Below are 19,815 nucleotides of genomic sequence, written 5' to 3' on the forward strand. Positions count from 1 at the left end.
ACACCGACAAGACATTCGATATGACGACCAGCAATACGGCGGCGCGCGCGCTGCCGGTAGTGGATGCGCGGATCTACCCGCGCGGCGGCCTGGACATCCTCTCGCGCGTGGAAGTGGCGCGCCTGCGCGACGCCTCCAGCGGCGGCCTGCACGAACTGTTGCGGCGCTGCGCGCTGGCGGTGCTGACCAGCGGCAGCGCCTCGGACGATCCGCGCGCGGCGCGCGATCTGTATCCCGACTTCGACATCCAGGTGGTGCAGCGCGACCGTGGCGTGCGCATCGACCTGCTCAACGCGCCGGCGATGGCCTTCGTCGACGGCGAGATCATCAATGGCGTGGCCGAGCTGCTGTTCGCCGTGGTCCGCGACCTGGCCTACATGGCCATCGAGTTGGGCCCCGAATCCAGCACCGACCTGCAGTCCAGCGAAGGCATCACCAATGCGGTGTTCGGGCAGTTGCGCAATGCGCGCATCCTGCAGCCGACCGATCCCAAGCTGGTGGTGTGCTGGGGCGGCCATTCGATCTCGCGCGACGAGTACCTGTACACCAAGCAGGTCGGCTACGAGCTGGGCCTGCGCGGGCTGGACATCTGCACCGGTTGCGGCCCGGGCGCGATGAAGGGGCCGATGAAGGGCGCCACCATCGCCCATGCCAAGCAGCGCAAGCACGACAACCGCTACATCGGCGTGACCGAGCCGGGCATCATCGCCGCCGAGTCGCCGAACCCGATCGTCAACCACCTGGTGATCATGCCGGACATCGAGAAGCGCCTGGAGGCCTTCGTCCGCATCGGCCACGGCATCATCGTGTTCCCCGGCGGTGTCGGCACCGCCGAGGAGATCCTGTATCTGCTCGGCATCCTGCTGCGCGAGGAGAACCGCGACCTGCCGTTCCCGCTGATCCTCACCGGCCCGACCATCGCCGCGCCGTATTTCGAGCAGATCGACCGCTTCCTGCGCCTGACCCTGGGCGAAGTGGCCACCTCGCGCTACGAGATCGTGGTCGGCGATCCGGTGGCGGTGGCGCGCAAGATGGCCGCCGGCATCCAGCACGTGCGCACGCACCGCAAGGAGCAGAAGGACGCGTTCTACTTCAATTGGTCGGTGGACATTCCGCTGGAGTATCAGCGTCCGTTCGAGCCGACCCACGAGGCGATGGCCGCGCTGGATCTGCACCATGGCCGTCCGCCGCATGCGCTGGCCGCGGACCTGCGCCGCGCCTTCTCCGGCATCGTCGCCGGCAACGTCAAGGAAGACGGCATGCGCCGGATCGAGCAGCATGGCCCGTTCGAGATCCACGGCGATGCGGACATGATGCAGGCCTTGGACGAATTGCTGCGCGCCTTCGTCGAACAGCGCCGCATGAAGATTTCCGGCGAGTATCGGCCCTGCTACCGGGTCATGGCCTGAGTCCGATCCGGATCGTCGCGACGAACCAGGCGCCATCGCTGGCGGTGTGCAGCGAGGCGCCTTCCAGGCTGTCCAGGCGCGTGCGCAGCGCCGACAGGCCGACGCGGTGACCGCGACCGATATGCGGCGACAGGCCGCCTATCGGCACCGGGTTGCGCACGCTGATCTCCAGGGCGCCGTCGCGTTCGCCGATGGCGATGCCGATCTCGCCGCCCTCGGCACTGCATTCGATGCCGTGGTGCACGGCGTTCTCCAGCAGCGGTTGCAGCGACAGCCGCGGAATCCGCACCGGTGCCGGCGCCTCGGGTACTTCCCAATGTACGCGCAGGCGCGGCCCGAAGCGGATCGCCTCGATGTCCAGGTAGCGCCTGGCCAGGTCGATCTCGTCCTGCAGGTCGACCAGGTCCGGCGCGGCCAGCGCGGCGCGGAACAGATCCGACAGGTCCATCAGCAGCTGTTCCACCTGCTGCGGCTGCCGGTGCACCAGCATCACCGCGGTGTTGAGCGTGTTGAACAGGAAGTGCGGCTGCACGCGCGCGGTCAGTGCGTCGATCTCGGCCTGCTTGGCGCGTTCGACCAGTTGCTTGATGCGCACGTGGTTGTGCAGCGCGGCCATGCCGAGCAGGCCGATCAGCAGGGCGATGCCGGACAACTGCAACGACAGCGTCAGCCATGCGCGGTCGGAGAGCTGCCAGTAGTCGCCGAAGGCATAGAGAATCACGCCGCTGATCAGCCAGGTCAGCGCCTGCATCAGGCCCAGTGTGGCCACGGTGATGGACAGGAAGCCGCACCCGGCCAGCGCCCGGCGCAACAGCAGCAGGCTCGCCAGGGTCAGCAGCGCGACCCACTGGATGCCCAGCGACGCCAGCCCGAAGTAGACCCAGCGGCTCCCTGCCATGCCCGTGCCCGGGACCGGGGTCAGGGCCAGGATGGCGGCGATGCACTCGCCGGCCATCACGATCCAGATCAGGGTCGAGGGTTGCTTGAGGACCTGGAGCTGGTCCTTGGAGTAGGCAGAGGCGGGCATCGGGGCGGAAGGCAGTGGGGCAGGGCCGAGGTGCATCATGCCGGCTGGCGCCCTGCCGCGCACGGTCCGTCCACTCCCCCATATCCGCCATCCGTCGGCAACGGCTGGCGCGGCGGCGGTCCGGCCGCTAGCGTGGCCGGCGGGAGAATCTGGGGAAGGATATGGCTGTTCCTTGCGCGCGTGGCCTTGCCGAACGGACGCAGCGTGGTTTCACGCTGGTGGAACTGATGGTCACCGTGGCGGTGCTGGCGATCATCATGGCGCTGGCGGTGCCCAGTTTCACCGGTCTGATCCGCAGCAACCGCTTGACCGGCGCCGCCAACGAACTGATCGCCGCGGTGCAGTTGACGCGCTCGGAGGCGGTGCGCCTGAACGGTGGCGTCAGCCTGTGCCGCAGCGACGACGGCGCGACCTGCGCCAGCGGCGGCAACTGGACCCGCTACCTGACCGTCGCCCGCGACGGCACCGTGCTGCGCAGCACGACCCTGCGCACTGGCCTGGTCGTCACCAGTACGACCCTGGATGCCATGGGCGACAAGCTGACCTTCGGAGCAGACGGCATCGCGCGCAACAGCAGCGGTACGCCGGTGACGGGTGGCATCGTCGTCTGCATGGCGGTTACCAATCCATCCAACAATGTCCGGAACGTCAAACTGATGGGCGGCAGCCGCGCCCAGGTCACATCGACATCCGACGGCGGCAGCTGCACCACCCCCGGCTGAGCCGGTTCCGGCAAGCGGAGACACCATGAAGCGGTTCGAGAGCGGCAGACACATGGCGGGCGTCACCCTCATCGAGGTAATGATCTCGGTGCTGATCCTGGGGGTGGGGATGCTGGGCGTGGCGGCGATGCAGACCACGGCGCTGCGCAACAACCAGAGTGCGCTGCAGCGCAGCCAGATCGTCATGCAGACCTACACCATCCTCGATGCGATGCGGGCCAACCGCAGCGCGGCGATGCTGGGTGCCTACAACACCGGCAGCATGCTCTGCACGGCGCCGGCAGCGGGCGACCTGGTGGCGAACGACAAGGCGGTCTGGCTCAGCGGGTTGAAGGCGGCGATCGGGGGCGACCCGGCCACGACGTGCGGCTCCATCGCCTGCAACGACGGCAATTGCACGATCACCGTGCAATGGGACGACAGCCGCGGCGTGAACTCCAGTACTGGCGGCAACACCAGCGGCAGCGCGACCCAGACCCTGAGCACGGCGGCCCAACTGTGAACACACTGATCGCGCGGGCGCTGCCACGGCGCCAATCCGGCTTCAACCTGATCGAGCTGATGATCTCGATGTTGCTCGGCCTGCTGGTGGTCGGTGCGGCGATCGGCATCTTTCTCTCCAACCGCCAGACCTATGCGGCGACCGAGGGCCTCAGTCGGCTCCAGGAGTCGGCCCGGACCGGTTTCGAGATGATGGCGCAGGATATCCGCGAGGCGGGCGGCAATCCTTGCGATTCCGGATTGCCGGTCGCGAACGTGCTGAACAATCCCGTGGCGAGCTGGTGGATGAATTGGGCGCTGCCGCTGACCGGCTACAAAAACAGCAACCCGTCCGGTCTCACCATCACGGCAGGGACCGACGCGATCCAGATCCTCTCCGCCGGTACCGGCGGCGCCACCGTGATCGCGCACAACCCCGCGAACCAGACGCTGACGCTCAACGCGGCAGCGCCGGACCTGCACAGCAACGCGATCATGCTGCTGTGCGATCGCCAGCAACTGGCGGTGCTGCAGGTGAACAGCGTTTCCGGCACCACGGCCAGTTACGCGAGCGGCGGCCTCAATACCTGCACACGACTCGGACGCCTGCCGGGCGTGTGCGTCGCCGGCTCGAACAATTACACCTACGAGATCAACTCCATCCTGACCGAAGTGCGGGCGGTGCGGTGGTATGTCGCGGCCAGCAGCGGAGGAACGGGCGGCACCTCCTTGTATCAGGAAGTGGCCCTGCCGGGCGGCACGAGCCAGAAGAACGAAATCGCCGATGGCGTCACCGGCCTGCAGTTCAATTATCTGTCGACCGGCCAGACCGCATATCAGCCCGCCAGCGTGGTCGCCAACTGGGCCAACGTGATCGCGGTGAAGATCGACATGACTGTCAGCGCCGATACGGCGTCCGGCGCAAACAAGCAGCCGGTGACGCGGACCTTCAGCACGATCGTGAGCATCAGGAACCGGAACCCGTGAAAACGTCGCCATCGCTCCGCCGGCAGTCCGGCATCTCGCTCATCGTCGTCCTGCTGCTGTTGCTGGTGATGACCCTGCTGGGGCTTGCCGTCTTGCGCGGCACGCTGCTGCAGGAGCGCATGTCCTCCAACATGTACGACCGCAGCCTGGGGTTCCAGGCCGCCGAAGGCGCCTTGCGCGATGCGGAGAAACTGATTCAGACAGAGGCTGGAAAGGGCAACACCGTCGGCTTCAACTGCGTGAAGGTCCCCGGCACCGTATGCCCTGCGGTTCCCAGCAACACGTATACCGGCAATGCCTCCAGCGGCTGTGCGCTGGGCACCCAGGAGTGCTGGGTGGACGGCACGGTGACGCCGGCGGGCCAGGCCGTCCCGGCCCAGTACTACATCCAGTATCTGGGCCAGCGCACCAGCGAGGATCAGCTGGGCCTGGGATCGAGCATCAATCAGAACCAGTACGGCGGCACCGGCGGCACCTCGCTGGAGCACTACTACCGCGTCATCGCGCGCAGCGGCAACCCGGCCGCGTCCAATGGCCGGGCCATCGTCGTGCTGCAGACCAACGTCACCGTCAAGTAAGGACCCCACTATGACCAGTCGAGCGAAGAAGACGACGTACCGGGACTGGCTCCTTGCCGTGGTGGCCGGTGTGTTCATCGGTACCGTCGGCGGCGCCGGCGCGGATGTGGATGTCTCGCAGTCGCCGCTGTATGTGGGCAGCGACGTGCCTGGTAACCTCGCGATCGTTGCGTCAGTGGAATATCCAACCGCAATCAGTGTGGCGAATCTGGGGGATTTCGCTATCGGTCCAAAGTATGTGGGGTACTTCGACTCAGGAAAATGTTATAAGTATAATTATGACAAAATTGAGGCCAATCGCTACTTTTATCCGGTAAATAATTCGGTCGCAAAGCCTGATGCTAATTATCAGTGCAATGTGGATGGTTATTGGTCGGGTAATTTCCTGAATTGGGCTGCCACCCAAACTATCGATCCATTCCGTTCAGCTATGACGGGTGGCTATCGGGTCGTGGATACGCCAACGACAACTATTCTTGAGAAAGCAATTGGTGATAGACCTGACCAGGGCGATTTTCCGCGTCGCACTGTATCTAATGCGAATGCTATCAAGGGTGGGATAGCTTCCAAATGGGGCGTCCTCAGGATTCGGGTTGATGGATTAGGGAGTCAGATGTGGATAAGCAACAATCTTGATCTCAAGAATGTGTCCACTCCAGTATATGACTACAATCCTGCCGTGCATACGCTGGATGGCGGCTGCTTGGAGAAGAATATACTTGGCTTTTGCACTCTGAGGGACAATGACGCTATTTTTGCTGTTAGCATAAGAGTCAAGGTTTGTGATAACTCGGCTGGCCTTGAGGATAATTGTGTGGCCTATTCCCAGGGGTATAAACCTGAGGGGCTTATCCAGCAATATTCTCGGCGAATAAAGTATAGCATTTTTGGATATCTTAATGTCGATGGCAATGGCGTCGATACCGGCATATTGCGGTCTCGGCAAAAATTTGTCGGACCAAAAACTTATGCTCCGGAGCAAGGGGTTGCTGCTAATCCGAACTCTGAGTGGGATCCTTCCACCGGGGTGCTTGCCGTAAATCCTGACAAGGCAGACGCTGATGCGACAACTTTGCTCGTGGGTGGTAATAAGTCAATTCAGAATAGTGGGGTGATCAATTACCTGAACAAATTTGGCCAAATGAATACTGGCAAGAATATTAAAAGTAATGACGACGTAAGTGAACTCTATTACGCTGCCTTGAGGTATTTCAAGAAGCAGGGGGACGTGCCTGCGTATTCGGCATTCACGAGTGGTGACGCTAATGTGCGGTATCAGCAGGCTGATGCATTTCCCGTCATCACCAAGTGGAACGAAAAGGGGATCGACCCAATTTCGTACTGGTGTCAGACAAATGTGATCTTGGGTATTGGTGATACGAATACGCATAATGATAAAAATCTTCCCGGCAATAATGGTGCTGGTAAAACTAGTCGGGATAACGAACCTGCGATGCCACCGGAAATTCAGGCTGACAGCACCGTGGATGTGGTGAAACTGTTGACTCGAATTCTGAAAATGGAAGGTCAGTCGGACGATGTTGCATTAAGTCGCTCCATAGAAAAAGGATTTAATAATGTCGGCTTGGGGAACTCTGGTTATATCGCGGCGCTTGCTTATCATGCGCACACCAAGGATTTGCGTCCTGATTTGAAGGGTAGTCAAACAGTTTCGACGCACTGGGTCGATGTGGTCGAAGGCGGGGATTATAAGACCAAACTGACAAACCAGTATTGGCTTGCCGGTAAATATGGTGGCTTCGCCGTGCCCGCCGGATATGATTCCGATACAAATGAAACACCCCTGGCATTGGGTTCTTGGTGGACAAGTAATGAGTATGTAGGTGCAAGCACAAGTTTTCAGCGCGCAGACAATTTCTACGTAGCGAATGAGGCTACAAAGATGGTCGCAAGTTTGCGCAAGGCTTTTGAGCGCATCTTGGATGAGATGAGGGGGTCTGCAGCATCTCTCGCCAGCAATACCACCAAGCTGGAAGCGGGAGCGCGCACCTATCAGTCGGTGTTCTACAGCGGCACTTGGCGTGGCGATGTGGTGGCGTACGACGTCAACCAGACCACCGGCGAGCTGACCCAGGCGTGGAGCGCGGGCGCGCAGTTCCCGGCGTGGAATACCCGGACGATCAAGTTCGCCAACTCGGCCGGAAATCTGGACGATTTCGTCTACGGCAAGCTGGGCAATACGCCGTTGTCCTCGGCCACGCAAAACCAGATCAACTATCTGCGTGGCGATCGCTCGCAGGAGAAGGCCAACGGTGGCGTCCTGCGTACCCGTAGCGGCATCCTGGGCGACATCGTCAACTCGCAGCCGGTCTATGTGGGAGCACCCAACCCGCGGCTGTACACGACGGCGACGTTCAATGGCGCCAGCACTTACGCCTCCTTCGCGGCGGCTAAGTCCACGCGTGCGCCGATGATCTATGTCGGTGCCAATGACGGCATGCTGCATGGGTTCGATGCCAGCACCGGTGCGGAGAAGTTCGCCTTCGTGCCGAAAGCGGCGATGACCGGGTTGCTGGACTACACCGATCCGAACTACCAGCACCGCTATTACGTGGATGGCGAACTTACCGTCTCGGATGTCTACATAGGTGGCAGCTGGCGGTCCGTCTTGGTCGGAACGATGGGGCGTGGTGGCTCGGGCATGTTCGCGCTCGATGTCACCGACCCTAACAACATCTCATTGCTGTGGGACAAGACTTCTGCGGATATCACGCAACTGGGCAACAATCTCGGCAAACCGATCATCGGGCAACTCGTCGACGGTCAGTGGTACGCGATGCTCGGCAATGGTCCCAACAGCACCAGCGATTCTGACTACCTCATCCTGGTAAATATCTCTGGTGGAGCCGCCACGCAGATTGCTGCAGGAACCGGCAGCAATAACGGCTTGTCGGGCGTGCTGGCTTGGTCATCCAACAACAATTTCATCGTCGATCGCCTGTATGCCGGCGACCTCGCAGGCAATCTGTGGGCGTTCGACATGTCCGGTACACGCGGCATCCCGCGCAGACTGTTCTCCGCCAGCTATGCATCCAAAGCGCAGCCGATCACCGCCGCGCCCACGGCGGCAAAGGATCCGGCGACGGGCCTGACCTGGGTGTTCTTCGGGACGGGCAAGTACCTGTCCAGCGGCGATCTGGGAAACAAGGACGTACAGAGTTGGTATGGCCTGATCGACCGCGGCACCACCATCCCCTCCAATCGTTCCACCCTAAACAAGGTCAACATCCTGCAGGAAGGCACCGTCAACGGCTTCGCCGTGCGCGTGATCGAGGATAAGCCCAACGCCGGGCAGGATGGCTGGTACATGGACCTGCTGTCGCCTCCCGGCACGCCGCAGGGCGAGCGCATGGTGGTGTCCAACTTCTTCCAGGGCACGGCGCTGATCGGGACCACGCGTATTCCGGATTCGGGCGATGTGTGCAGCCCCAGCGGCAAGGGCTTCGTGATGGCGATCAACCCGTTCACCGGCGGCCGGCTGTCGCAATCCTTCTTCGACCTGGACGGCAGCGGCGGATCCAGCACCGGCGATACACTCAATGGCACCCCTGTCTCCGGCATCGGCCTGAACAGCAGCCCCAACAGTCCGATCTTCATCGGCAACCAGATGCAGATCGCGTTGGATAACGCGAGTACGACCACGCTCGGCACCAACAGCAGCGCGCTCAGCATGAAGCGCGTGTCCTGGCGCGAACTCCTGAGGAACAATTGATGCGACTTTCTTCCCTTCCGTCCCGCCGGCAGCGCGGCTTCACCCTGATCGAACTGATGATCGTGGTCGCGATCGTGGGTGTTCTGGCGGCGATCGCGTTCGCCAGCTATCAGTCGCACGTCATCAAGGCCCGTCGCTCGGCGGCGTCCGTGTGCTTGCAGCAAGGGGCGCAGCTCATCGAGCGCTACTACACCACCAAGCTGACGTATGAGGGTGTTCCCAAGCCTCAGTGCGGAAGCGATGCCGTGCAGTTCTACAACGTCGATTTCACAGGTACGCCGAATGCAAACACGTTCAAGTTGACGGCGACGCCGATCGGTCCGCAGTTGGCCAAGGACACCCAGTGCGGCGCGCTCAGCATCGATCAGAAGGGGGCGCGTACGACGTCTACCGGCGCTGGCGAGGGCACCTGCTGGTGAAGCTGGGCCGGTAGGGCGCAGTTGCAGTCAGGAAAGTACGGGTTCACCCCTTGCGGTCGGCATGAGGCCTCTATACAATGCGCCTCCCCGCCCGAATAGCTCAGCCGGTTAGAGCACTTGACTGTTAATCAGGGGGTCGTTGGTTCGAGTCCAACTTCGGGCGCCAAATCCGCAAAGGCCGCGAGCGATCGCGGCCTTTGCTTTTGCGCGTCAGTCCGGCGTCCTGCAGGGCATCGGTTCGGTCGCTTTTCGCGTGCGGATGCGTCCGGTGTTGTTCACCACCACCGCTGCGCGTAGCCGGCCCCGCTCGCAGATGTTGACGGTCAGGTTGCTGCCGGCGCTGCGTCCGTCGGGCAGGAAGCGGATCGAGGGCCGGCCTTGGTTGGAGCGCAGGACCAGCTCGCCGGCGCCCGGTGCGCTGCCTTCGCTGAGGATGCTGTCCGGCGCGATCGGCTGGCCTTGTCGCTCCGGGTCGCGGAACACCAGCCAGCCGTGGCTCCAGTCGCTGTCGCTGCGGCAACTGCCGTCTCCGTTGGACGGGCAGGCGCTGACCGGGACGCCGAAGCTGATGGCGCTGCTGCGTGCCAGGGCGAAGTGCGCGCTCAGCTGGTGCGTGGCGGCCGTCAAGCGCTGGTTCGCCAGCAGTTCCCGGAACGCCGGCAGGCCGATGCCGGCGAGCAGGCAGATCACCGCCATCACGATCATGGCCTCGAGCAATGTGTAGCCTTTGGTTGCAGCGTTCCGCATGTCCGTCGTCTCCCGGTGCGAGGTCGCCAGTCTCGCGGCCGGGCGGCAGGGCTTGAATGAGGGGGTTGTGCGTTCCCATGTAGGAAATCTCCCCGGCGCGGGGTCGGCCGACACTGTCGGCCTCGCTCTTCACCTTGAGGCTTGTGCATGTCCGACCGTTTCCAACTCGTATCGCCGTATTCGCCGGCCGGCGACCAGCCGCAGGCGATCGAGAAGCTGGTGGCCGGCTTCGAAGCCGGCCTGGCCAAGCAGACCCTGCTCGGCGTGACCGGGTCGGGCAAGACCTACACCATCGCCAACGTGGTCCAGGCGATCCAGAAGCCGACCCTGGTGATGGCGCCGAACAAGACCCTGGCGGCGCAGCTGTACGGCGAATTCAAGGCGTTCTTCCCCAACAACGCGGTCGAGTACTTCGTCAGCTACTACGACTACTACCAGCCCGAGGCGTACGTGCCGTCCTCGGACACCTTCATCGAGAAGGACAGTTCGATCAACGAGCACATCGAGCAGATGCGCCTGGCTGCGACCAAGACCCTGCTGTCGCGGCGCGATGCGCTGGTGGTGGCGACGGTCTCGGCGATCTACGGCCTGGGCGCGCCGGAGGACTACCTGTCGCTGCGGCTGATCCTGTCGATCGGCGAGCATGTCGAGCAGCGCCAGCTGATCCGCCACCTGACCGATCTGCAGTACACCCGTAACGAGTACGAACTGCACCGCGGCAGTTTCCGCGTGCGCGGCGAGGTCATCGATGTGTTCCCGGCCGAATCCGACAGCGAGGCTTTGCGCATCGAACTGTTCGACGGAGACGTGGAGCAGCTGATCCTGTTCGATCCGCTGACCGGCGAGACCCTGCGCAAGCTGCAGCGCTACACGATCTACCCCAAGACCCACTACGCCACCACCCGCGAGCGCACGCTCAGCGCAGTGGACACGATCAAGCTGGAGCTGAAGGACCGGCTCGAACAGCTGTACGCGCAGAACAAGCTGGTGGAGGCGCAGCGGCTGGCGCAGCGCACCCAGTTCGACCTGGAAATGATGGCCGAGGTCGGCTTCTGCAACGGCATCGAGAACTACTCGCGGCATCTGACCGGCAAGGCGCCGGGCGAGCCGCCGCCGACCCTGTTCGACTATCTGCCGCCGGACGCATTGCTGGTGGTGGACGAGTCGCACGTCACCGTGCCGCAGATCGGCGCGATGTACAAAGGCGACCGCTCGCGCAAGGAAACCCTGGTGGAATTCGGCTTCCGCCTGCCGTCGGCGCTGGACAACCGGCCGCTGCGCTTCGAGGAATGGGAGGCGCGCTCGCCGCGCAGCATCTACGTGTCGGCCACGCCGGGGCCCTACGAGTTGCGCGAGTCGGCCGGCGAGATCACCGAACTGGTGGTGCGCCCGACCGGACTGATCGATCCGGAAGTGGAGATCCGGCCGGTGGCGACCCAGGTCGACGATCTGTTGTCGGAGATCAACCTGCGCGTGGCCGATGGCGACCGCGTCCTGGTCACCACGCTGACCAAACGCATGGCCGAGAACCTCACCGAGTACCTTGGCGAGCACGGGGTGAAGGTGCGCTACCTGCACTCGGACATCGACACGGTCGAGCGCGTGGAGATCATCCGCGACCTGCGCCTGGGCAAGTTCGACGTGCTGGTCGGCATCAACCTGCTGCGCGAGGGCCTGGACATGCCGGAGGTCTCGCTGGTCGCGATCCTGGACGCCGACAAGGAAGGCTTCCTGCGCTCCACCGGCTCGCTGATCCAGACGATCGGCCGTGCCGCGCGCAACCTGCGCGGCAAGGCCATCCTGTATGCGGACAAGATGACGCGTTCGATGCAGGCCGCGATCGACGAAACCGGGCGCCGCCGGGAGAAGCAGGTGGAGTACAACCTGGAACACGGGATCGTCCCGAAGTCGGTGGCGCGCCCGATCGTGGACATCCTGGAGGGGGCGCGCGAGGACGCGACCGAGGCCAAGTCGGGCAAGGGCAAAGGCAAGGGCAAGGCGCGCCGGGTCGCGGAAGAGCCGGCCGACTATCGGACGCTGGCGCCGGCGGAGATCGCCTCGCGACTCAAGGCGCTGGAGCAGGAGATGTACCAGCACGCGCGCGACCTGGAGTTCGAGGACGCGGCACGGGTCCGCGACCAGATCAAGAAGCTGCGCGACGCCAGCCTGGTGGGCTAGACGGGCCGCAGCGGCGCCCGATCGGAAGGTGGGTATTGTTCTTGTCCGCCAGGTGGGCTAAGATTCGCGCCCCTGCAGCGGTGCGCCGCGGCAGAGAAGGGCGGTTAGCTCAGCGGTAGAGCACTACCTTGACATGGTAGGGGTCACAGGTTCGAACCCTGTACCGCCCACCACGACGCGAAAAAGCGAACGTGGAAACGACAAAGCCGGCAGACGCCGGCTTTTTTGTGTCTGCGCTCCCGCCAGCGGGTGCGCTCGGATGCTGGCCGCGCGGCCGGGCTTGCTTTAGCATCCGAGCGGACGATCAGGCGAGGAGGCCAGGCGCATGGTGGAATACCATCATACGGTGCAAGTCAAAGGACGCTACCAGCTCGTGGCGTTGACCCGGGAGCCGGAGTACAGCCCGGCCAACGTGGTGGGCTATACGGTCACCACCGACGGCGGTGCGCGGGTGGATCCGCACGACATGTCCTGGGACGAGGCGCGTGTCTTCCTGGACACCCTGATCGAGCGCGATCGGGACGCGGTCAGCGCGGAGAAGAAGCCGTCGCGGAACAAGCCGAGCACGCGGCAGCGTCGCTAGCGCGCCATGCGCGTCTGGGCGGGTGCAAACCCGCCGGCAGCGATCGCTCCCGCAGGACATGCCGGAGTCCGGGGCATTGCGCAGGCGCCATCTGGGGCCTGGCGCTTGTGACGGGCCGACCTTCCTGGCCGAGCGCCGTTTCCGGTTGACGCCGTGTTGGCAGGTCCTCCTGCCGCGCACACCACCGACGCAACTCCTCTCAAAGCGTGGAACTCGCTCTAGAATGTCGGCCAGGATGGATCAGGGAGGATAGGGCTTGTCGAATCGTAAACTCGTTGCGGCGGCGCTCGTCGTCGTGCTCACGGCCGTCTGCGGCTATTTCCTGTCCGGCTACCTGGTCCTGCTGTTGCTGAAGCTGGACACGCGGATGTTCGGGCTAGGCACCTACTACCAGTACGTTCACGCCATCGGCTTGCCGGAGGTGGCTCCGTACGTCGGCAAGATCAAATGGGCCGGCTACCTCGGCTTCGGCTTGCCCGGCCTGGTGGCCCTGCTGATCCTGGTGCTGATGTTCAAGCCGCCCAAGCGCAGCCTGCATGGCGACGCGCGCTTCGCCGGCGCGGCCGACCTGTCCAAGCATGGGCTGTTCAAGACCAGCGGCGACGGCATCGTGGTCGGCAAGTTCCGCGGCAAGCTGGTGCGCCTCAGCGGCCAGCAGTTCGTGATCCTGGCGGCCCCGACCCGGTCGGGCAAGGGTGTCGGCGTGGTCATTCCGAACCTGCTGGAGTACCAGGAATCGGTGGTGGTCCTGGACATCAAGCAGGAGAACTTCGATCTGACCAGCGGCTGGCGCGCCAGCCAGGGCCAGGAGGTGTTCCTGTTCAATCCGTTCGCCGAGGATCGCCGCACGCATCGCTGGAATCCGCTCAGCTACGTCTCCGACGATCCGGCGTTCCGCGTCTCGGACTTGATGAGCATCGCCGCCATGCTGTATCCGGATGGCTCCGACGACCAGAAGTTCTGGGTCAGCCAGGCGCGCAATGCGTTCATGGCGTTCTCGCTGTACCTGTTCGAGAACTGGGACGACGAGCGCAACATCGGCTTCCCCGGCGGGCTCGGCACGCCGACGCTGGGTGCGATCTACCGTCTGTCTTCCGGCGACGGCACCGACCTGAAGAAGTACCTGAAGTCGCTGTCGGAGCGGCGTTTCCTGAGCGGCAACGCCAAGTCGGCATTCTCCAATCTGCTGTCGCAGGCGGACGAGACCTTCGCCTCGATCATGGGCACGCTGAAGGAGCCGCTCAATGCCTGGATCAATCCGGTGCTGGACGCGGCCACCAGTGACAACGACTTCCTGCTGACCGACCTGCGCAAGAAGAAGATGACCATCTACATCGGCATCCAGCCCAACAAGCTGGCCGAGAGCCGCCTGATCATCAACCTGTTCTTCAGCCAGATCATCAACCTCAACACCAAGGAGCTGCCCAAGAGCAATCCGGCGTTGAAGTATCAGTGCCTGCTGCTGATGGACGAGTTCACCGCGATCGGCAAGGTCGACATCATCGCCTCGGCAGTGTCATATATGGCTGGCTACAATGTCCGCCTTCTGCCGATCATCCAGAGCATGGCCCAGCTCGATGCCACCTATGGCAAGGACATCTCGCGGACCATCATCACGAATCATGCACTGCAGATTCTCTACGCTCCGCGCGAGCAGCAGGATGCCAACGACTACTCCGAGATGCTCGGCTACACCACCTTCCGCAAGAAGAACGTCACCCGCGGCAAGGACGTGACCCGAAGCGTGTCGGAGGAGAAGCGGGCGCTGATGCTGCCGCAGGAATTGAAGGCGATGGGCAACGATCAAGAGGTGTTCTTGTACGAGGGCATTCCGCACCCGGTGAAGTGCGACAAGATCAAGTACTACAAGGATCGCTACTTCACCGCGCGGCTGCGCCCCAAAGTCGACATTCCGACGCTCTCGATCTGAAAGTGTGACGAAAAACACCTATTTTTTGGGCTTATTTATCATTTGAACGTTTTTTTGCCAAATGCTTGACGTGGGCATGCCCCTGCGGCACATTCTCGCGAGTATGGCGGTGCGTTGGTAACAGAAACAGGAACAGGGGCGTGGGCCGAACGGCGCACGTAAGGGGTGACATGGAAGGTTTGCTGTCAAATTCCGTTTTCTTCGGCGCTGATCGCGCGGCCTCGGATACGTCCCGTTGTCTGCCGCAGATCCGTGCCCGCGCCGTTCCCGGCGCCTTCCTTGCCGCGACGCGCGTGTCGTGCCGTCGCGTCGAACTTCGCCATCCAGCAGTGGGCCGCCTGCGCGCCGTCCGCTCTCAATACGTTTCCGCAATTCAGAGGCTCGTGTGAAAAGAACGCATATGTTTCGGCTGATCGCTACGTTGAGTGCCGTCGCGCTGTTGAGCGCCTGTGCAACCAGGCCGGCACCCGACTTCCGCGGCAAGTGGAAGCCGGTCAACCGTTTCTCCGAGTCGACCATGGAGATCCCGCTGTACTCGTCGTACGTGTATCAGGCGATCCCGATGGACGGCACGCTCAAGACGATGCTCGAGCGCTGGGCCAAGGATTCGAACATGCAACTGTCCTATGGCATCCAGTCCGATTACACGCTGTATGCCCCGGTCGCCAAGATCAACACCACCAGCATCCAGCAGGCGGTCGCCGAGCTGAGCGTGGTCTATGCGCAGGAAGGGCTGAGCGTGACCGCGGCGGGCAATCGCATCCTGGTGCAGCCGTCGTCGTCGCTGAGCGGCGCGCCGGCAGCCAGCGGCAGCGCGAAGTGACGTCACCGTCGGCCTGCACGCTGCGCGCCGACAGCCACATTACGAAACCTGGTGAAGTCTGATGTTCGGTAAAAAGCCGGTCGAAAGCGAAAACGTCAACAAAGCGGTAGCGAAGGCGGTCAACTACGAAATCAGCATTGCGGATCTGGCTCGCCGCAGCGAGCGCCGTGCGTGGTGGGTCGCGTTCGGAGCGATCATTTTGTGTTTGCTTCTCGGTGGCGGTTACTACTACATGCTGCCGTTGAAGCAGAAAGTGCCGTATCTGGTGATGGCGGATGCGTACACCGGCAATTCGACGGTGTCGGTGCTGCGCGACATCAGCGATATGCACAGCATCACGACAAGCGAAGCGTTGGCCAGAAGCAATGTGGCAAGGTTCATCACCGCCAGAGAGTCCTATGATTTCGAGATGATGGGACTCAACGACTGGGATACGGTGTTCTCGATGGCGCCAAAGTCCACGGCGGTGGGCGCCGAGTACTACAACTTGAATGTAGGTAATCCGAGTTCGCCATATAACACCTACGGTAAGGCTCGAGCCATTCGGGTGAAGATCTTGAGCATCAACCTGCTGGGTGGAGGCGGCAAACCCTACACTGGTGCCAATGTTCGCTTCCAGCGCAGTATTTACGACAAGAAGAACGGCCAGTCCACGTTTCTGGACAACAAGTTCGCCATTCTTGGCTTCCGCTACAACAACAATCTTGCGATGGAAGAAAATCTGCGCGTGCAGAATCCGCTCGGCTTCCAGGTAACCGACTACCGGGTCGACAACGACTATTCGGCCATGCCGGTTCCTCCGTCGGCCGCCGTGCAGGCGCCTGCAACAGGTGCGGCTCAGCAGCCGATGACGGGGCAGCAGCAGGTACCAGGGCAGCAGCAGGTACCAGGGCAGCAGCAGGTACCAGGGCAGCCGATGGCGCCGGACGCGAACGGCTCCATGCCGTTCCCGCAGCAGGCGCCGATGCCCAACCCGGCGAGCCCGCCTGTCTATCCAGGGGCGCAGCCGGCTGCGGCGTCCCCTGCACCCAACGTTGCACCTCAGCACAACGGTAATGGAGCGAACGTTCGATGAGTTTCCTGACGAAAACCGGTTCGGCGCATCTTGCGTTGCTGGCTCTGGGCCTGTTCGCGCCGATCGCGTCGGCCCAGGTGGTCCAGCAGTACGAGTACGAGCCTGACAAGATCTATCAGGTACGTACCGGCCTGGGCATCACCACGCAGATCGAACTGAGCCCGAACGAGAAGATCCTCGATTACAGCACCGGTTTCACCAGTGGCTGGGAACTCAGCCGTCGCGAGAACGTCTTCTACCTGAAGCCGAAGAACGTCGACGTCGACACCAACATGATGATCCGCACCGCCACCCACTCCTACATCCTCGAATTGAAGGTGGTAGCGACGGATTGGCAGCGGCTGGAGCAGGCCAAGCAGGCCGGCGTGCAATACAAGGTGACCTTCACCTATCCGAAGGACACCAGCTTTGCCGCAGCCAGCGACGAGGTGAAGGACGAGTCGCAGCTCGACACGCGCCTCACCAAGGATCGTCATTACTACTTCGACTACGACTATTCCACGCGTTCCAAGCAAATGTGGATCGTGCCGAGCAGCGTCTACGACGATGGCAAGTTCACCTATATCAAAATGGATCTGACGCGTTTCCCCACTGGCAACTTCCCGGCTGTGTTCGGTCGCGAGAAGGAGAGCGATGAGGATTTCCTGGTCAATACGACAGTCGAGGGCAACACCCTGATTGTCCATGGGACCTATCCCTTCCTGGTCATCCGCCACGGCAAGAATGTTGTCGGCTTGCGTAGGAACAAGCAAAAGTGAACTCGAATCTACCCCCGTCTGACGAAAACTACGGCAACGACCACGGTCAGCCGCGTTCCCCGCATGCGGACGATGCGCCGCGCGAGAATCCCTATTTCGCTCGCCAGCAGCAGACCGCTGACCCGGATCTGGACGCCAACGAGCCGGTGCTCCGCTCCAGCGATCTGAAGAAGCTCAATCGCAAGGCGCTGGTGTTCCTGGGCGGCATCGCCGCGCTGTTGATCCTGGCGATCTTCTGGCTGGTGAGCGGCAGCAGCACGCCTGAGCCGGCGCCGAAGCCGCGCCAGGAAGCGGTGGTGGCGCCTGCGCTGCCGCAGACGGCCCCGCCGCCGCCGGTGCAGCCGGCCGAGCCGGTACCGCTGGCCGAGCAGCCTAGCCTTCCCCCGCTGCCGCCGATGCCCACCGACAATGACCCCATGGTGCAGTCGTCGTCTCGGCAGGACCGCGGGCCGTCCCTCCTGGAGCGGCGCATGGCCGGCATGCAACAGGACGCAGGCATGGGCGGGCAGGGTATTGGCATGCCGCAGGGTCAGGAGCAGGGAGGCTTGCAGCAGCAGGACCAGGTGACGTCCGCGAAGCCGATCGCCAACCCGGACGGTTTGCTGGTGCGCGGCACCTATATCCGTTGCGTGCTGGAAACCCGGATCATCACCGATTTCCCGGGCTTCACTTCCTGCATCATCACCGAGCCGGTGTATTCCATCAACGGTCGTCGCCTGTTGCTGCCGAAGGGATCGAAGATCCTCGGCCAGTACGGTTCCGCGGAACCGAACGGCCCGCGCATGCAGGTGGTCTGGGACCGCATCACCACCCCCACCGGCATTGATGTGACCCTGGTCGGACCCGGCGTCGACAATCTCGGCAGCGCCGGCCATCCGGGCCAATACAGTGCGCATTGGGCGAGCCGCATCTCGTCCGCGCTGATGATCAGCTTGCTCAGCGATGCCTTCAAGTGGGCGGCGGCCGAGCATGGCCCGAAGACCACGACCACCGGCATCAATTCCGGCGTGGTCACCGAGCAGCCGTACGAGAGCAATACGGCGCAGTCCATCCAGCGTCTGGCCGACCAGGCCCTGGATCGCCGCCGTCCCGCCACCGTGACCATCAACCAGGGCACTATCGTGAACGTCTACGTCGCCAAGGACGTCGACTTCACGGCCGTGCTGCCGCGTTGACCGAGATCGAGACAGCGACGTGACGTTCGACGACTCTCCGACCGCGCAGATCTCCACGGATTTCCTGGATTACCAGTATTCTGTGCTGGGCATCCTGGATTACCTCAACTCGCCGGAGGTGACGGAAATCTGCATCAACCGTCCCGGCGAGCTGTACCTGGAGACCCTGCGTGGCTGGCAGCGAATGGATATCCCGTCGCTGACGTTCGACCGCGCGCGGCAGTTCTGTACAGCGGTGGTCAACGAGAGCAATACCGGCCAGCGCATCACCGATGCCGACCCGGTGGTGTCGTTGACCTTTCCCACAGGGCAGCGCGCGCAGTTCGTGATCCCGCCGGCCTGCGACGCCGGCAAGGTGTCGATCACCATCCGCCTGCCGTCCAAGCACACCAAGACCCTGGAGCAATACAAGGAAGACGGCTTCTTCCAGGAGATCCTGGAGGTGCAGTCGGGTCTGAGCGAGCAGGATCGCGAGCTTCTCGAGCTCCGTCGGCAGCGCGATTACGCCGAGTTCTTCAAGAAGGCGGTGCTGTTCAAGAAGAACGTCGTCGTTGCCGGCGCCACCGGTAGCGGCAAGACCACCTTCATGAAGTCTCTGGTGAATCACATCCCGCACGAAGAGCGGCTGGTGACGATCGAGGACGCGCGTGAGCTCTTCATCAGTCAGCCCAATTCCGTGCATTTGCTCTACTCGAAAGGCGGACAAAGCTCGAGCAACGTCACCGCGAAGAGCTGCATGGAAGCATGCCTGCGCATGAAGCCCGACCGCATCATTCTTGCGGAGTTGCGTGGCGACGAGTCGTTCTACTTCATCCGCAACTGCGCCTCGGGTCATCCCGGTTCCATCACCAGCTGCCATGCTGGCAGCATCGGGCAGACCTGGGATCAGTTGGCGCTCATGGTCAAGGCGTCGGCCGAAGGGTCGGGCCTGGAGTTCGCCGTCATCAAGCGGTTGTTGATGATGACCATCGACATCGTTGTCCACATCAAATCGCACGCGGGCCGGCGCTATATCACCGGTATCGATTTCGATCCGGAACGCATGCAGTCGGGTGGGGGATGAATATGTTCATTAAGGTGATAGGGCGAAACAGCGCCGATTGACTTTGAATTTTTCTTCCAACACGATTGATTTGCGACATCTGCGGCGTTCTGGGCGATTTGCCGCGATGCCGATGCATAGGGAGTAAC

General features: G+C 62.6%; 17 protein-coding genes and 2 tRNA genes. 17 read left to right on the forward strand and 2 right to left on the reverse strand.

Annotated features, from left to right (window positions below):
• Positions 1-20 precede the first annotated feature (20 nt).
• Positions 21-1,409 carry a nucleotide 5'-monophosphate nucleosidase PpnN gene (gene ppnN / locus AC1PMG_RS07985; RefSeq protein ID WP_017907239.1) on the forward strand — a complete coding sequence of 463 codons (1,389 nt, stop codon included), beginning with the start codon at positions 21-23 and terminating at the stop codon, positions 1,407-1,409.
• Here the strand turns inward: ppnN and AC1PMG_RS07990 are convergent.
• Positions 1,399-2,436 carry a sensor histidine kinase gene (locus tag AC1PMG_RS07990; protein WP_017911246.1) on the reverse strand — a complete coding sequence of 346 codons (1,038 nt, stop codon included), beginning with the start codon at positions 2,434-2,436 and terminating at the stop codon, positions 1,399-1,401. The two genes, ppnN and AC1PMG_RS07990, sit on opposite strands and share 11 nt — an antisense overlap.
• 227 nt (positions 2,437-2,663) lie before the next feature.
• Between AC1PMG_RS07990 and AC1PMG_RS07995 the strand changes: the two genes are divergently transcribed.
• The 7 genes from AC1PMG_RS07995 (at position 2,664) to AC1PMG_RS08025 (ending at position 9,521) form a co-directional block, all read left to right on the forward strand.
• Positions 2,664-3,158, forward strand: coding sequence for a GspH/FimT family pseudopilin (locus tag AC1PMG_RS07995; RefSeq protein ID WP_481111239.1), 495 nt, complete (start codon positions 2,664-2,666; stop codon positions 3,156-3,158).
• A gap of 25 nt (positions 3,159-3,183) precedes the next feature.
• Positions 3,184-3,660: a type IV pilus modification protein PilV gene (gene pilV, locus AC1PMG_RS08000; RefSeq protein WP_267104511.1), complete on the forward strand. Its 477-nt coding sequence runs from the start codon at positions 3,184-3,186 to the stop codon at positions 3,658-3,660.
• On the forward strand, positions 3,657-4,625 hold the full coding sequence (locus tag AC1PMG_RS08005) for a PilW family protein (RefSeq protein WP_481111240.1): 969 nt from the start codon (positions 3,657-3,659) through the stop codon (positions 4,623-4,625). The genes pilV and AC1PMG_RS08005 overlap by 4 nt, the downstream gene beginning before the upstream one ends.
• Positions 4,622-5,203: a pilus assembly PilX family protein gene (locus tag AC1PMG_RS08010; RefSeq protein WP_481111241.1), complete on the forward strand. Its 582-nt coding sequence runs from the start codon at positions 4,622-4,624 to the stop codon at positions 5,201-5,203. The genes AC1PMG_RS08005 and AC1PMG_RS08010 overlap by 4 nt, the downstream gene beginning before the upstream one ends.
• A 10-nt stretch (positions 5,204-5,213) precedes the next feature.
• Positions 5,214-8,936: a pilus assembly protein gene (locus AC1PMG_RS08015; RefSeq protein WP_481111242.1), complete on the forward strand. Its 3,723-nt coding sequence runs from the start codon at positions 5,214-5,216 to the stop codon at positions 8,934-8,936.
• Entirely contained in the window at positions 8,936-9,355 is a 420-nt protein-coding gene (locus AC1PMG_RS08020; protein ID WP_481111243.1) for a type IV pilin protein, read from the forward strand. The genes AC1PMG_RS08015 and AC1PMG_RS08020 overlap by 1 nt, the downstream gene beginning before the upstream one ends.
• Before the next feature lie 89 nt (positions 9,356-9,444).
• A tRNA-Asn gene (locus AC1PMG_RS08025) sits at positions 9,445-9,521 on the forward strand.
• Between the two features lie 44 nt (positions 9,522-9,565).
• Here AC1PMG_RS08025 and AC1PMG_RS08030 read toward each other — a convergent pair.
• On the reverse strand, positions 9,566-10,102 hold the full coding sequence (locus AC1PMG_RS08030; protein ID WP_481111244.1) for a GspH/FimT family pseudopilin: 537 nt from the start codon (positions 10,100-10,102) through the stop codon (positions 9,566-9,568).
• Positions 10,103-10,249: 147 nt separating this feature from the next.
• On the opposite strand from AC1PMG_RS08030, the gene uvrB reads away from it, so the two are divergent.
• From uvrB to virB11, 9 genes are all read left to right on the forward strand, one after another.
• A complete protein-coding gene (gene uvrB, locus AC1PMG_RS08035; protein WP_481111245.1) occupies positions 10,250-12,280 on the forward strand; it encodes an excinuclease ABC subunit UvrB in 2,031 nt (676 codons plus the stop codon).
• Positions 12,281-12,378: 98 nt separating this feature from the next.
• Positions 12,379-12,453: transfer RNA gene (locus AC1PMG_RS08040), tRNA-Val, on the forward strand.
• A gap of 200 nt (positions 12,454-12,653) precedes the next feature.
• The gene (locus tag AC1PMG_RS08045; RefSeq protein WP_223875548.1) at positions 12,654-12,863 is read left to right on the forward strand and encodes a hypothetical protein; all 210 of its coding nucleotides are present in this window, start codon (positions 12,654-12,656) and stop codon (positions 12,861-12,863) included.
• Between the two features lie 256 nt (positions 12,864-13,119).
• Positions 13,120-14,793 (forward strand): type IV secretory system conjugative DNA transfer family protein, encoded by a 1,674-nt coding sequence (locus tag AC1PMG_RS08050; protein ID WP_150409464.1) that lies wholly within the window; start codon positions 13,120-13,122, stop codon positions 14,791-14,793.
• Between the two features lie 400 nt (positions 14,794-15,193).
• Positions 15,194-15,616, forward strand: a complete 423-nt coding sequence (locus AC1PMG_RS08055) for a hypothetical protein (protein WP_017916128.1) — start codon at positions 15,194-15,196, stop codon at positions 15,614-15,616.
• Between the two features lie 61 nt (positions 15,617-15,677).
• Positions 15,678-16,691 carry a VirB8 family type IV secretion system protein gene (locus tag AC1PMG_RS08060; protein ID WP_342072131.1) on the forward strand — a complete coding sequence of 338 codons (1,014 nt, stop codon included), beginning with the start codon at positions 15,678-15,680 and terminating at the stop codon, positions 16,689-16,691.
• Positions 16,688-17,449 (forward strand): TrbG/VirB9 family P-type conjugative transfer protein, encoded by a 762-nt coding sequence (locus AC1PMG_RS08065; RefSeq protein ID WP_017911235.1) that lies wholly within the window; start codon positions 16,688-16,690, stop codon positions 17,447-17,449. The genes AC1PMG_RS08060 and AC1PMG_RS08065 overlap by 4 nt, the downstream gene beginning before the upstream one ends.
• The gene (locus AC1PMG_RS08070) at positions 17,446-18,624 is read left to right on the forward strand and encodes a TraB/TrbI/VirB10 family type IV secretion system protein (RefSeq protein WP_481111246.1); all 1,179 of its coding nucleotides are present in this window, start codon (positions 17,446-17,448) and stop codon (positions 18,622-18,624) included. The genes AC1PMG_RS08065 and AC1PMG_RS08070 overlap by 4 nt, the downstream gene beginning before the upstream one ends.
• A gap of 19 nt (positions 18,625-18,643) precedes the next feature.
• On the forward strand, positions 18,644-19,687 hold the full coding sequence (gene virB11, locus AC1PMG_RS08075; RefSeq protein WP_148829282.1) for a P-type DNA transfer ATPase VirB11: 1,044 nt from the start codon (positions 18,644-18,646) through the stop codon (positions 19,685-19,687).
• Positions 19,688-19,815: the final 128 nt, after the last annotated feature.

It is taken from the genome of Xanthomonas sp. NCPPB 2250 (assembly GCF_056725265.1).

What these genes read in the sequence shown, in the direction of transcription:
- AC1PMG_RS08060 (WP_342072131.1), top strand. Translation starts at nt 15,678, where the DNA reads ATGTTCGGTAAAAAGCCGGTCGAAAGCGAAAACGTCAACAAAGCGGTA.
- AC1PMG_RS08015 (WP_481111242.1), top strand. Translation starts at nt 5,214, where the DNA reads ATGACCAGTCGAGCGAAGAAGACGACGTACCGGGACTGGCTCCTTGCC.
- pilV (WP_267104511.1), top strand. Translation starts at nt 3,184, where the DNA reads ATGAAGCGGTTCGAGAGCGGCAGACACATGGCGGGCGTCACCCTCATC.
- uvrB (WP_481111245.1), top strand. Translation starts at nt 10,250, where the DNA reads ATGTCCGACCGTTTCCAACTCGTATCGCCGTATTCGCCGGCCGGCGAC.
- AC1PMG_RS07990 (WP_017911246.1), bottom strand. Translation starts at nt 2,436, where the DNA reads ATGCCCGCCTCTGCCTACTCCAAGGACCAGCTCCAGGTCCTCAAGCAA.
- AC1PMG_RS07995 (WP_481111239.1), top strand. Translation starts at nt 2,664, where the DNA reads ATGGTCACCGTGGCGGTGCTGGCGATCATCATGGCGCTGGCGGTGCCC.
- AC1PMG_RS08055 (WP_017916128.1), top strand. Translation starts at nt 15,194, where the DNA reads ATGTTTCGGCTGATCGCTACGTTGAGTGCCGTCGCGCTGTTGAGCGCC.
- AC1PMG_RS08030 (WP_481111244.1), bottom strand. Translation starts at nt 10,102, where the DNA reads ATGCGGAACGCTGCAACCAAAGGCTACACATTGCTCGAGGCCATGATC.
- AC1PMG_RS08065 (WP_017911235.1), top strand. Translation starts at nt 16,688, where the DNA reads ATGAGTTTCCTGACGAAAACCGGTTCGGCGCATCTTGCGTTGCTGGCT.
- AC1PMG_RS08020 (WP_481111243.1), top strand. Translation starts at nt 8,936, where the DNA reads ATGCGACTTTCTTCCCTTCCGTCCCGCCGGCAGCGCGGCTTCACCCTG.
- ppnN (WP_017907239.1), top strand. Translation starts at nt 21, where the DNA reads ATGACGACCAGCAATACGGCGGCGCGCGCGCTGCCGGTAGTGGATGCG.